This is a genomic window from Nesterenkonia sp. YGD6, assembly GCF_022565895.1.
GTDB lineage: Bacteria > Actinomycetota > Actinomycetes > Actinomycetales > Micrococcaceae > Nesterenkonia.
In genome coordinates, this window is the sequence record NZ_JAJOYY010000005.1 from 301359 (window position 1) to 314247 (window position 12889).

The 12889-nt window shown below is 68.5% G+C and carries 12 protein-coding genes; 3 read left to right on the forward strand and 9 right to left on the reverse strand.

All coding sequences use genetic code 11. From position 1 onward, the window contains the following. Positions 1 to 75: 75 nt before the first annotated feature. The 4 genes from LTI14_RS10280 to LTI14_RS10295 form a co-directional block, all read right to left on the reverse strand. Positions 76 to 2865 carry an HAD-IC family P-type ATPase gene (locus LTI14_RS10280; protein ID WP_241476434.1) on the reverse strand — a complete coding sequence of 930 codons (2790 nt, stop codon included), beginning with the start codon at positions 2863 to 2865 and terminating at the stop codon, positions 76 to 78. Between the two features lie 200 nt (positions 2866 to 3065). Beyond that, the gene (locus tag LTI14_RS10285) at positions 3066 to 4127 is read right to left on the reverse strand and encodes an NAD(P)-dependent alcohol dehydrogenase (protein ID WP_241465811.1); all 1062 of its coding nucleotides are present in this window, start codon (positions 4125 to 4127) and stop codon (positions 3066 to 3068) included. A gap of 121 nt (positions 4128 to 4248) precedes the next feature. Further along, positions 4249 to 4689: an OsmC family peroxiredoxin gene (locus tag LTI14_RS10290; protein WP_241465812.1), complete on the reverse strand. Its 441-nt coding sequence runs from the start codon at positions 4687 to 4689 to the stop codon at positions 4249 to 4251. A 159-nt stretch (positions 4690 to 4848) separates the two neighbouring features. Continuing rightward, positions 4849 to 5691 (reverse strand): alpha/beta fold hydrolase, encoded by an 843-nt coding sequence (locus LTI14_RS10295; RefSeq protein WP_241476435.1) that lies wholly within the window; start codon positions 5689 to 5691, stop codon positions 4849 to 4851. A 215-nt stretch (positions 5692 to 5906) separates the two neighbouring features. Between LTI14_RS10295 and LTI14_RS10300 the strand changes: the two genes are divergently transcribed. Together LTI14_RS10300 and LTI14_RS10305 are read left to right on the forward strand one after the other, a co-directional pair. Beyond that, complete coding sequence (locus tag LTI14_RS10300) at positions 5907 to 6512, forward strand: TetR/AcrR family transcriptional regulator (protein WP_241465814.1); 606 nt, start codon at positions 5907 to 5909, stop codon at positions 6510 to 6512. Then, positions 6512 to 7018 carry a DUF3995 domain-containing protein gene (locus tag LTI14_RS10305; protein ID WP_241476436.1) on the forward strand — a complete coding sequence of 169 codons (507 nt, stop codon included), beginning with the start codon at positions 6512 to 6514 and terminating at the stop codon, positions 7016 to 7018. Before LTI14_RS10300 ends, LTI14_RS10305 begins: the two co-directional genes overlap by 1 nt. On the opposite strand, the gene LTI14_RS10310 is transcribed toward LTI14_RS10305, so the two are convergent. The 5 genes from LTI14_RS10310 to LTI14_RS10330 form a co-directional block, all read right to left on the reverse strand. Further along, positions 6996 to 8042, reverse strand: a complete 1047-nt coding sequence (locus tag LTI14_RS10310; RefSeq protein ID WP_241470740.1) for a CorA family divalent cation transporter — start codon at positions 8040 to 8042, stop codon at positions 6996 to 6998. The two genes, LTI14_RS10305 and LTI14_RS10310, sit on opposite strands and share 23 nt — an antisense overlap. A gap of 79 nt (positions 8043 to 8121) precedes the next feature. Continuing rightward, a complete protein-coding gene (locus LTI14_RS10315) occupies positions 8122 to 9855 on the reverse strand; it encodes an ABC-ATPase domain-containing protein (RefSeq protein WP_241476437.1) in 1734 nt (577 codons plus the stop codon). Next, a complete protein-coding gene (locus LTI14_RS10320) occupies positions 9852 to 10907 on the reverse strand; it encodes a hypothetical protein (protein ID WP_241465819.1) in 1056 nt (351 codons plus the stop codon). The genes LTI14_RS10315 and LTI14_RS10320 overlap by 4 nt, the downstream gene beginning before the upstream one ends. A 114-nt stretch (positions 10908 to 11021) precedes the next feature. Continuing rightward, a complete protein-coding gene (locus LTI14_RS10325; RefSeq protein ID WP_241470737.1) occupies positions 11022 to 11399 on the reverse strand; it encodes a DUF2267 domain-containing protein in 378 nt (125 codons plus the stop codon). Between the two features lie 231 nt (positions 11400 to 11630). Then, positions 11631 to 11990, reverse strand: a complete 360-nt coding sequence (locus LTI14_RS10330) for a DoxX family protein (protein WP_241470736.1) — start codon at positions 11988 to 11990, stop codon at positions 11631 to 11633. Between the two features lie 43 nt (positions 11991 to 12033). Between LTI14_RS10330 and LTI14_RS10335 the strand changes: the two genes are divergently transcribed. After that, entirely contained in the window at positions 12034 to 12885 is an 852-nt protein-coding gene (locus LTI14_RS10335) for a UbiA family prenyltransferase (protein WP_241470735.1), read from the forward strand. The last annotated feature ends 4 nt before the right edge of the window (positions 12886 to 12889 follow it).

Sequence of the window (12889 nt, forward strand, 5' to 3'; positions counted from 1 at the left end):
ACCAAGATTCACCCCATGAGCCGATCCGACCTGAGCATCAGGGCAGGTGCACACGCCAGGCGGTGTGCATCGTGTCTAGCTGCCGGGCGCTTCGCGAAGTCTCGGTGCACGCCGACCCGCGTAGAGCACCAGCTTCAGCAGCTCGGTCAGCACCAGGACCACCAGCCCTGCCCCCACGGTGATCAGCAGGTAGAACGGATCCAACACCGCGGTGTCGAAGATCGTGTGCAGCCAGGGCAGGTAGATGAACCCGGCCTGCAGCAGGGTCAGCACCGCGACCATCAACCAGGCGATCTTGTTCTTGAACAGGACCGAGGGTCGCAGGCTGAAGCTCTCCAGCGATTTCACGCTGAAGAGGTAGAAGACCTGACAGACCACCAGCACCGTGGTGGCCAGGGTGCGGGCGACCTCCAGATCGTCACCGACGTCCATGCGCCAGCGGAACACGATGATGGTCACCGCGGCGATCAGCAGTGAGACCACCGCGATCTGCACCACGTGGCGGGCCTCCACGATCCCGGCATTGGGATCCCGCGGCTTGCGCCGCATGATCCCGTCCTCGGCGGGCTCGAAGGCGAACGCGAAGGCCAGCGTGACGCCGGTGACCATGTTGACCCAGAGCACCTGCAGCGGGGTCAGCGGAAGGGTCCAGCCGAAGGCCACGGCGAAGAGCACGACTGTGGCCTGGGCGCCGTTGGTGGGCAGCAGAAAGACCAGCGCCTTGCGCAGGTTGTCGTAGATCCTGCGGCCTTCCTCGACCGCGGTCTCGATGCTGGTGAAGTTGTCATCGGCGAGGACCACCTCGGCGGCGTCCTTGGTGACCTCGGTGCCCTTGAGTCCCATGGCGACGCCGACGTCGGCCCGGCGCAGCGCGGGGGCGTCGTTGACGCCGTCGCCGGTCATCGCCACCACCTCGCCCTCGGCCTGCAGGGCGCGGACGAGGCGCAGCTTGTGCTCCGGGGAGGTGCGGGCGAACACGTGATGGCGCTGGGCAAGCTCGCGCAGCGACTCGTCGTCGGTGGCCTCCAGCTGAGTCCCGGAGATGGCCCCCTCACCATTGTCGATCCCCATCAGCCGGGCGATCGCGGTGGCGGTGCCGGCATGATCGCCGGTGATCATCTTGACCTGGATACCGGCGTCGTGACAGACCTTGATCGCGTCGATCGCCTCCTGCCGCGGAGGATCCACGATCCCGACCACCCCGACGAAGATCAGCTCCTCGCCGAGGTCCTCCACGCTCAGGGACTCGCTGTCCTGCGCATGAGCGGGACGGTAGGCGGCCGCGAGGACGCGCAGGCCGTCTGCTGAGAGCGCGTCGATGTGCTCATGCCACGCGGCCGTGTCGAGCTCCTCGGTCTCGCCCTGCGCGGTGAGCTGTGTGGCGGAGCGGGCCAGCAGCCGGTCCGGGGCGCCCTTGATCAGCACGAGGGTCTCGTCCTCGGTCAGCTGCGCGGTGGTGGCCATGAGCTTGTTCTGCGAGCTGAAGGGCAGTGTGGCAAGCCGTGAGCCGGAGGAGTCGTCGAAGCCGAGCTTGCCGGCCAGGGACTTCAGTGCGCCCTCGGTGGGCTCCCCGGCGATCGCCCAGCCGCCGGCGTCGTTGCGGATCAGCTCGGTGTCATTGGTCAGGCTCATGATCTCCACGAACCGATGCAGTCCCGGGTGGTCCAGGCTGATCCGTTCGCCGTCCCGGGTGACCTCACCCACGGGCACGTAACCGGTGCCGGAGATCTCGAGGGTCTCATCGGCGAGGACCACGCGCTCGGCGGTCATCTCGTTCTTGGTCAGCGTGCCGGTCTTGTCCGAACAGATGGTGGTCACGCTGCCCAAGGTCTGCACCGCGGAGAGCTTGCGGGTGATCGCGTTGCGCTTGGCCATGGTCTGCACGCCCAGCGCCAGGGTGATGGTGATCAGCGCCGGGAGTCCCTCGGGGATCGCGGCGACGGCGAATCCGGCGGCGGCCTGGAGCAGCTCGGTGATCGGGGTGCCGTGCAGGCCCCAGCCCAGCCCGACCAGCAGCAGCGTCAGCACCAGCACGCCCAGGGAGAGCACCTTGCCGAAGCGGGCGATCTGTCGGGTCAGCGGGGTCTGAAGGGTCTCGACCTCGGACATCATCGTGTTGATGCGTCCGATCTCGGTGTCCTCCCCGGTGCCGACGACGACGCCGGTCGCGGTGCCGGAGGTGAGCAGGGTGCCGGAGAACGCCATGGAGGTGCGATCCCCCAGCGGTGCGCCCTCCTCACTGGGCTCGGTGGTCTTCTCGGACGGGACGGATTCGCCGGTGAGGGCCGATTCCTCGATCGCGAGGTCGGCGGTGTCGATCAGCCGGACATCGGCGGGGACCTTGTCCCCGGTGCGCAGCCGCACGATGTCGCCGGGGACGACCAGCTCGGCGTCCACCGTGGTCCAGGAACCCTCCCGACGGACATCGGCGCTTGGTGAGAGCATGTTGCGGATGCCCTCCAGGGCGCGTTCGGCGCGGCCCTCCTGCAGGAAGCCCACGACTGCGTTGATCACGACGACCATCAGGATCACGATGGTGTCGGCCCAGTGCTGAAGCAGTGCGGTGAGTCCGGCGGCGCCGATGAGCACGTAGATCAGCACGTCGTGGAAGTGCCTGATGAACCGGATGAACGCGTTGTCCTGATCCGGGTCCGGGAGCCGGTTCGGGCCGTGCTTCTCCAGGCTGGCCGCGGCCGCCTCGGCGCTGAGGCCCTGTTCGGACTCGACCTCCAGACGGCGCAGCACGTCCTGGTGCCCAAGCGCGTAGGCCGAGGCGACATCCTCCGCGGCTGCGGCTGCGGTTGGGGCTGGGGCTGTGTCCGCGGAGGCATCAAGCGTGGACGGGGTCTGGGCGGGTGAGCTCACAACTGTTCCTTCGTTCCCGGGGTCATCGGGTGCTCCCCAGCCTACGGGTGCTGTCTGCGAGCTGCTTGGAGCGATCACCCAGGCAGCCGTTCACCGCCATGACGAACGCCCCGCCGCGCAGGGAGCGCTCTGTGAGCTCCTTGCGCGGCGGGGCGTTCGGTGTGACCCGGCTGCGGTGGCACCCGGGTCGTTCAGTGTGCTCAGGCGGCGTCGGCCTGCTCCAGTGATGCGATGTCGATGACGGCGCGGTAGCGCACGTCACCGGAGACGACCTTCTCGTAGTACTCATCGACCTGGTCGGCGCTGATCAGCTCGATCGTCGAGGTGATGCCGTGCTCGGCGCAGAAGTCCAGCATCTCCTGGGTCTCGGGAAGTCCGCCGACCATCGAGCCGGCGTAGTTGCGGCGCATGGCGAGCAGCGAGAACATCTGGAAGGACTGCTCCTCGCTCGGTGCACCGACGTTGACCATGGTGCCGCCGCGGCCGAGCAGGCCGAGGAAGGAGTCAAGGCTGACCGAGGCGCCGACGGTGTTGATGATCAGGTCGAAGCTGCCGGCGAGATCTTTGAACGCCGAGCCGTCTGCGGTGGCGCGGTAGGCGGTGGCGCCGAAGGCCAGGCCGTCTTCCTTCTTGCTGTCGGTGCGGCTGAGTACGGTGACCTCGGCGCCCATGGCGGCGGCGATCTTCACTGCCACGTGGCCGAGCCCGCCCATGCCGATGACGCCCACGTTGACGCCGGGGCCGGCGCCGTAGCGCTTGAGCGGTGCGTAGGTGGTGATGCCCGCACAGAGCAGCGGGGTGGTGGATGCGGGGTCCATGCCTTCGGGGATGGTGAGCACGAAGTGGTCGCGCACCACGATCTGCTGGCTGTAGCCGCCGTGGGTGTTCTCACCGAACTTGTCCTGGCCGTTATAGGTGCCGACCACGCCCTGGCTGCAGAACTGCTCCTCGCCGTCCTTGCAGGCCTCGCACTCCATGCAGGAGTCGACGAAGCAGCCCACGCCCACGGTGTCGCCGACGCTGAACTTCGAGACCGACGATCCGACCTCGACGACGTCGCCGACGATCTCGTGGCCCGGGGTGATCGGGAAGGTGGTGCCGCCCCATTCGTCGCGGACCTGGTGGATGTCGGAGTGGCAGATTCCGGCGTAACGGATGGCGATCCGAACGTCATCGGCGGCCAGGCTGCGGCGCTCGAGGGTGCGTGTGGTGAAGCTGGACTCGGCGCTGTCGGCCTGAAGTGCAGTGATCGTCGTGGTCATGAAGGGTGATTCCTTAAAGCTGGTGGAAAGAGAGGTGGACACGGCGCAGGGCCGCGGCGGGCAATGGATGCGCGCCGCGACCCTGCAGCAGTGTGCTGGACCCCAGGAGGTCCTGCCGGGTTCAGCTCTGGAAGGTGGCGTCCAGGGTGATCTCGACTCCGGTGAGCGCCTTGCTGACCGGGCAGCCGGTCTTGGCTTCTTCGGCGGACTTCAGGAAGGTGTCCTCGTCGATGCCGCTGACCTCGCCGTTGACGGTGAGCTTGATCCCGGTCAGCTTGAAGCCGCCCGCAGGATCGGCGCCCAGGGAGACGTCGGCACGGACGTCGAGGGCCTCCACGGTGCCACCGGCGCCGGAGAGGACGGCTGAGAGCTGCATCGCGTAGCAGGAGGTGTGGGCTGCGGCGATCAGCTCCTCCGGGCTGGTGCTGCCGTTGGCCTCGTCGGCCGAGCGCTTGGGGAAGGACACGTCGTAGGTGCCGAGCTTGGAGCTGCTGAGCTCGACCTGGCCGGAGCCCTCTTCGAGTGATCCGTTCCAGGCGGTGCGTGCTGTGCGTGTAGGCATAGTGAGTCTCCTTGAGTGTGGGTGCGCAGGGTGCGTGTCCGCTGAGTTGGTCTGCGCAGGGCTGATGGGTTCAGCGTCAGTCTCGCGGCTGTGTCCGGATGGTTCCTGGACATGTCAGCCGTGGCCGGCACTGACGGGGTTCTGCTCTGGTGGAGGTGATCAGGACCGCAGGAAGGTCAGCAGGTGCTCGTTGACCTCCTGGGCGTGGGTCCAGAGCATGGCATGGGGGGCGTCGTCGATCTCGTGATACTCCGCGCTGGGCAGCGCCTTGTGAAAGACCCGGCCGGTGGAGTCGATCGGCAGGATGTTGTCTGCGGTGCCGTGGACGATCAACGTGGAGACGCCGGAGCGGCCGACGGCGGCGACGTCCTCGCGGAAGTCGGTGAGCCAGGTCGGCTGGGCCCAGACCGAGGCGTGCGGGGAGGCGGCGTAGGCGAGGTTCTTGTGCGCCGCCAGGGCCTCCTCGCTGAGTCGGCTGCCGAGGGTGTCCTTGGTGTTGAAGAAGTCGTCGAAGAACGCTGTGAAGAAGGCGTAGCGATCGGTGCTGACGGCGTCGAGGAGGCCGTCGAAGACCTCCTGCGGCACGCCGGTGGGGTTGTCCTCGGTCTGCAGCAGGAAGGGCTGGAGCGAACCCAGGAAGACCGCCTTGCTCACTCGGTCCGAGCCGTGGTCGGACAGGTAGCGGGCGACCTCGCCGGTGCCCATGGAGAAGCCGACCAGCACGGCGTCGCGCAGGTCCAGTGACTCCATCAGGGTGTTGAGGTCGGCGGCGTAGGTGGTGTAGTCGTGTCCGGTGGTCGGGCGGGAGGACTTCCCGAACCCGCGACGGTCATAGGTGATGACGCGGTAGCCGGCGTCGAGCAGCGCGGCGGTCTGCTTCTCCCATGAGGAGCCGTCCAAGGGGTAGCCGTGGATGAGCACGACGGGCTGACCCGCGCCGTGATCCTCGTAGTAGAGCGAGATGTCTGTGCTGTTCTCGGTTCCGACGGTGACGCGTGACATGTCAGTTCCTCCTTGAGGTTCGGAGAACGTTCGTTCTCCCTTCGCCTCAGCCTAGGAGAACCACCGTTCTCTGGCAAGTACACTGGGATGAAAGCACCATGAAGAGCACGCAAACGTGCGGGTGCGCAGAACGCTGGGACACCGCAGCGCTGAGACAACCGCAGCGCTGCGACCACGGAACTCTGCGTCACCGAAACTCTATGGGAAGGGCTGCGATGACCCGTCAGGGGGACGCACACCTGCAGAAGTCTGCTGATCCGCTCCGCCGGAGAATCGTCGAGGCGGCGGACGAGCTCTACTACGCCCAGGGTTTCCGCGCCGTGGGCATGGACGCGCTGAGCCAGCGCGCCGGTGTCTCGCTGAAGCGCCTCTACACGGTGTTCCCGTCCAAGGAGTCGATCGTGCTCGCAGTCCTGGACTACCGCCACCGGATGTGGGCCGATGAGATCGCCGCCGCGGTGGCGCAGGAGGCCACGCCGCGCGGCCGGCTGCTGGCGATCTACGACTACCTCGCCGGGTGGTTCCGCTCAGACTCCTTCCGCGGCTGCGTGTTCGTCAATGCCTTCGGCGAGCTGGCCACAGAATCCCCCGCCGTGGCCACCAAGGCGGCGGAACACAAGCGCGACTTCCGGCGCTATATGGAGCGGCTCGCGGTCGAGGCGGGGTTCTCCGAGGAGCTCGGAGATCAGCTGATGCTGCTCGCCGAGGGCGCACAGACCACTGCCGCGATCACCGGAGACTCCTCGATGGCGCTCAAGGCCCGCCGCGCCGCCGAAGCGCTGCTCAGCGTCGAAGAACCCGTCCAGACCCAGCCGGTGTGATGAAGAAGCCGACGGCGCTGATCTGGTGCGCAGGTCTGCTCGGCCTGCTCAACGCGGCGCCGAGCTACTACTGGGCCTTCGGTGGTGATGCGCTGCTGGAGACCATCGGGCAGTGGCTGATCACCCTGCGGACCGATATGCCGGTGCTGACCAGCCTCGCGCTGCTCGGGATCGGCCTCGGCAAGACGCTCGCGGTGGTGATCCCGCTCGTGGCGGCGCGCCTGCTGACGTCCAGCCCGCTGCCGTCCCAACGGCTGACCTCTCGCAGTCGCCGGCCACGCCCGGCGCTGTGGTGGAACCTCTCCCGGCTGATCGGCGCCGGGCTGATCCTCTATGGCGCCGCCGGACTGGGGATCAATGCCGGACTGCTGCTATGGCCCGGGCTGGATCTGCAGGACCCGACGGCGCGGCTGGGTCAGGCCCTGCTCTGGTATCCGATGCTGCTGGTCTGGGGGCTGGTGCTCGCCGCAGGGCTGCGTCGGCTCAGAGCCAGTGTCGCCGCTTGAAGACCGTCCACAGCGTCAGGCTGAGCCCGACCATCAGCGCCACCGCCACGGGGTAGCCCCAGGCCCAGGACAGCTCCGGCATGTGCCGGAAGTTCATCCCGTAGATCGAGGCGATCAGCGTCGGCGCGAACAGGATCGCCGCCCAGCCGGAGATCTTCTTGCTCTGCTCTCCCTGGGCGTAGGAGGCGTCAGCCAGGCGGCGGGTGGCATCGTTCTGCTCGATGGTCAGCAGCGTCGAATGCAGCGCGACGGCGTTCTCCAGATGCGAGCGGAGCAGCTCCACCCGGTCCCGCATCCGCCGGGTCCGCATGATCAGATCGGTCCAGGTAGAGGACTCCTCCCCGGGTGCACTGGACTCGGCGGCCTCTGCGCCGCGTTCGGTGGCCACCGATTCCAGCGGCCGCATCGCCCAGTCGAAGCGATGCACCTTCTGCAGCAGCTGATAGATCCGATGCGAGAGCGCCGCATCAAGCCGGGCCTCCTGGAACAGGACGCCCTCCATCGCCTCGATGGCATTCTCGAGTTCATCCAGCGCCACCGGGTACTCCCTCAGCACCGCACCGATCAGGCCTGCGATGGCATGGGAGGAGGTCACAGAGACGCTCGGATGGGCCAAGCGGGTGCTCTCCCGCAGCGCCTGCATGCCGAGCGGCGCCTGACCTGGCTCGTCGGCCTGGACTGTCACCACGAGTCCTTCTGCGGCGAGGACGCGCAGCTCCGAGAAGCGGAACCTTGTGACCTGGTTCGGCTCATCGATGGTGGTGGAGACCCGGTGCAGCACGGCGGCCACTGATTCCGCCGAGGCGGCAGGAATGGGCAGACGGCTGCGATTCCCGCAGAGGAACTCGAGCTGTGGTTCGCGCAGCCCCAGCGCGGCGGCGGTGTCCTCGAAATCGGGAATGTCCTCCCCGCTGAGGTCTACCCAGAGCAGCACCGTCGCAGGGCTGGTATCGGGCGCCCCGGTCGGGGACTGCACCTCGGAGCTCGCCCCGTCGGCGGTGAACCGCCGCATGGTGATGGCCATTGCACCCCCTGTGATCCCGGCACGATCAGGACCTGCCCTGATGCCGGACTGGATCTCAGGGTAGCCCAGCGGGCACTGCTCAGTGCAGAATCAGGCCGCGGTACCGATTGATCGCGGCGTGGATCTCGTGCGGCCGTGGGCGGGCGAGATGGCCGGGATGCCCGCGGCGCGGGGAGAGGGCATCCAGACCTTCAGCGTCGATGCGGTCCACCAGTTCGGTGACCAGCGTGGGCATGTCGCGTTCACCGTCGGCCTGCTCGGCGAGGCGGTCCAGCGCCTTGGCCAGCGCCTCGGTCTGCGCCGGGTCCACCAGCTGGGCCACAGCGGTGAGGTCGACATCTTCGCGGCCGTACTGGATCATCCGGTGCCCGCGGCTGCGGGCGGGCTTGGTCTTCTTCGCCGGATGCAGCGAGGCGCGGCGCGGAACTCGGGACGGGACGTCGGTGAAGACCGTCTCGACCGGGAGCTCCGCGGCAGGGGGGTCTGTGGCCGCCGCGGAGGTGCTCGAGGCTGCCGGGCGCGCCGTCGTCGTCTGGTGGTCTTCGGCGATGCGGTGCGCCTCGGCGGTGACCTCGCGCAGCGTGTAGTCCTGCAGGGCGATCACCTGGTCGGCGACCTGGAAGAAGGCGCCGGAGCCGCCGGCCACCAGCACGGTGGAGACTCCGCGCTCGGTGAAGAGCGGGCGGACCCGGTCCACGAACGGAGTGATCGGCTCGCGCTCGGCCGGGATCAGCTGGCGCATCCGGTCGTCGCGGATCATGAAGTTCGTCGCCGAGGTGTCCTCATCGATGAGCAGGGCCCGGGCTCCGGCTTCCACGGCCTCGACCAGGTTGGTGGCCTGGGATGTCGAACCCGAGGCGTTGGTGCTGGAGAAGCTGCGGGTGTCCGCACCGGAGGGCAGCCCGGAGATGAAGGGGGAGATGTCGACGCCGGCGGCACTGCGGCCGTCCTCGGCCCGGATCGAGACCGCGGAGGCGCCGGTGATGACCCATTCGCGGCCGTCCCCGGCGATATGCGGATAGACCCCGCGCTCGATGGCGCGCAGCAGGGTCGACTTGCCGTGATAGCCGCCGCCGACGATGACGGTGACACCCTCGGGCACGCCCATTCCGGCGACCTCTCGGCCGCTGGGCAGGGTGAAGCTGCGGCGAAGCGCCTCGGGGCTGGTGAACTCGACCGCGCCGTCGCCGAGCGGCAGGTCGGAATCCCCGGCCTGTCGGGGCAGCACGGAGCCGTCGGCGGCGAAGGAGATCAGCTTGGCCGCGGTGAGCTGCGTGCGCAGGTCCTCCTGATCACGCAGCAGCGTGACGTGGGAGCGCAGCGCGTCCTGGTCCAGGCTGGCGTGCAGCAGCGAGGACTCGGCGAGGCCGGGCAGGGTCTCGGTGAGCAGCCGGGCGGCTTTGCGGCCCAGCGCCTTGCGTCCTGCCGCGGGCAGCGCCACGAAGAGACGTGCTGTGATCAGCTCCTCTGTGATGACCACGCTGGTGCGCTCGAGCACCTGCTGCCCGGGCCGGCCGATGCTGATCCCTTCAGCGGGACTGGCGGCGACGGCGTCGGCGAAGGCGCGGGTGAGGAAGTCGCTGGCGGCGATCCGTCCGAGCCGATCATCGAGCAGCTCTGCCGGCAGTCCGGCGTCGTCGCGGCGGAGGCTGATCCGCATCAGCGAGGGCGGCGCGAACGGGTCCACCTGCACCTTGTCCACGCTCAGGGTGAAGCGGCCCAGGGCGTAGCGGCCGCTCAGCTGCCTATAGGACGCGTACCCCCGGCCGTCGATCGCGGTCAGGGTCTGCTGCAGGGTCTGCTGGTCGTTCATGCGCTCTCCGTGTATTCGCGCTGGCGTTCGCGCTGTCCGTGGGTCAGTCGGCGCAGGTCCACGCCGGAGTCGAAGCTTGATCCGATGGCGCCGGCGAAGACGCCCATCCCGGCGCTGAACCAGGCGATGTTCAGATAGTTGAGCAGGCTGGCCTCGCCGCCGATGATCGTCGCCAGGTATTCGGCGTCGATGATCACCAGCCCGGCGAGGAAGATGACCGCCACCAGGAGGAGGTAGAGCATCAGGATGCAGGCCAGCAGGGTGATCGCGGTGGACCCGTTGTAGAGGGTGACGACGGTGGCGAGGCTGCGGTTCTTCGGGCGGTCCCAGAGTCCGTCGCGGATGATCAGCCAGATGATCATGGTGACCACCGCGGCGAGCCCGACCAGCATCAGCCGGGTGGGGCTCAGCGCATCGGCCATCTGCCAGATGGAGCTGTAGAAGATGCCGAAGGCGCCGGTGGCCGCACCTGCGGCCAGCGCGCTGGAGAGCTTCGGGACGGTGCGCAGGGGATCATTGCCCAGCGCCATGCCCAGCACGGTGCGCGGACCGCCGGTGAGGGTGTGGGCGAAGAGGCCCAGGCCCTCTCCGCGTTCGGTGGGCTCCCACTGGCTCCAGCGCTGGTCATACTTCTGCGGATCCGGGCCGGAGCCGGGGGGCAGCAGGCGCAGCAGCGAGCCGGTGAAGACCTTCTGGATGCGGCTCTTGGTGGCCCAGGCGCCCAGGGTCGGGCAGGACACGATCGCGACGTTGTGCTCGGGGAAGATCTCCGAGATCAGCGGGTGCCCCTTGGTGTGGCGGGGGATCTCGGTGAGCATGATGACGGCATCAGCCTCGGCATGATCCGCCTCCATCTCGCGCACCGCGTCGATGTCCAAGGTGGCGTCGGGGCGGATGCGCAGCATCCGGGTCGCACAGGAGACCGTGACCTCCCCGTCGAGGAGCTTGCGTGCCTCCTCGGTGAAGCCTTCCTGGATGGAGTTCACGCGCCGGGTGGGCAGACCGGGATCGGCGAGGAGCCTGATGTGGAACGGTTTCGCGGGTTCAGACACAGCCTCAGGTGCTCCTTCGCTGTTGGTGAAGGGGCCTCATCGTGATGAGGTCACCCTCCCGCTGGGCCGGTGGCCCAGCGGGACATGCCCATGGAGCGGGCGGGCGAACACCTGCTAGGCGAAGAGCGGTGCGAAGCCTGTCGGCAGCTGCGAGCGCAGGTCCTTGATCTCACCCTCGGAGACGGAGTCCGAGAGCGTGGAGAACACTGCTTTGACCTGGGGAAGAGCTTCCTCGGTGCCGAGGCCCTGCTCGAGCTTGCCGGCCACCCGACGCAGGAACTCATCGACATCATCGAGCGTGTCTGTGCCGGCGTTGTCGGTCAGCGGAGCCTTGAGCTCCTCCGGCAGCTGCGCGGCAAGGTTGCTCGCTTCGCCGCCCTTGAGCCGCTTGCCGAGGTCCTCCAGCACCACGTTCACCAGCTGGCTGGCCTGATCGCGATCCGAGGGGCCGCCCTTCTCGGCGACGGTCTTCAGAAATTCGTCGTGGCGCATATGTTGCTCCTTCACGTGCTGGGGCCAGCGGGCCTTGCGCGGAAACGACAACGTCCGCTCTCACGTGCCTGCAGGGTTCACATTTGCGCAGGCGGGCCCGACTGACCGGTGCCTCCACGGTAAACATGGGACCCCGGGCTCTGTCGAACCACAGGTCTCAGCCGTGGTCACACCTGTGACTCATCCATGGCGCCGCCCAGATGATCCACGTCTCGACGCGGACGCAGCGGCCTACTCGCCCCGCGCGATGCGCCAGGCGGCACGGACCAGAGGCACCTGCAGCGGAAGCCGCGCCAGGGCGATGTTCCGCGCGCTCGGCCGGTGCCAGTACCTCCGCACCGAATAGATGTTCGCGGGGTAGACGGCGAGCATCAGTGCCGCGGTGCAGACTCCGCCCACCCGGCGGGTCGCCGGGACGGCCAGCAGGGCCGCGCAGCCGAGCTCGGCGACACCGCTGGCGTAGGTGATGCGGCGGCGATTCCCCAGCTGCGGCGGCACGATGGCGTCGAAGGGTTCCGGCCGCAGGAAGTGCATGACCCCGGCGACGCCGAGGAGCCCGGCCATCGATGCTGCGCGCTGCGTGCTGTTCATGGGTCCTCCGAGGGGTGGGATGTCGGGGTGAGAGACTGACCTGATGGCGATCCTGAAAGTGACTCGAGGTCTGTGGGGATCCTCTCATCCCGGACCGACCGTCGTGGTGACGACCCTGACTGCTGCCCTCGCGGTCTCGGCCGGACTCGGTGTCGAGCGCATCCTGTTGCTCGCGCTCGCGGTCTTCCTCGGCCAGCTCTCGGTGGGCATCTCCAATGACGCCTTCGACGCCGAACGGGATCGCGCCGTCGGGCGCAGCGACAAGCCCATCGCGCGCGGAGACCTCAGCGTCCGCGCCGCCTGGGCGGGTGCGATCAGCTGCCTGACGCTGGCGCTGCTGCTCTCCGCGCCGCTGGGGCTCGGGCTGCTCGGCGCCCACCTGGTCTTCCTCGCGGCCTCCTGGGCCTATAACGCCGGGCTGAAGGCCACCGTGTTCTCACTGGCCCCGTTCCTGCTCGCCTTCGGGCTGTTCCCCTCCTTCTCGACCCTCGCGTCCCCGGCCTCGGCGTTCGCCGCACCCTGGGCCTGGTTCGCCGGCGCCGCACTGGGTGCCGCCATCCATCTGACCAATGTGCTCCCAGACCTCGACGACGACGCCCGCACCGGCATCACCGGCCTCCCGCACCGGCTCGGTGCTCGGCCCTCGGCGGGGTTGGCCGCGGCGGCGGTGCTCGCCGGCGGGGTCGCCGTGACCGCAGGCTCCGCCGGGTGGCAGCTGGACCAGGTCCCGGTGATCTCCTGGGTGTTCCTCCTCCTGGTCAGCGCGGTGGCGCTGCTGGCGCTGGGCCTGGCGGCGCGGGCCCGCTCCGGTCGGGTGCTCTTCCGGCTGGTGATGCTGGCAGCGTTGCTGCTCGCGGCCCAGCTGGTGGTGGCGGGAGGATCCCTGGCCGGCTGAGATG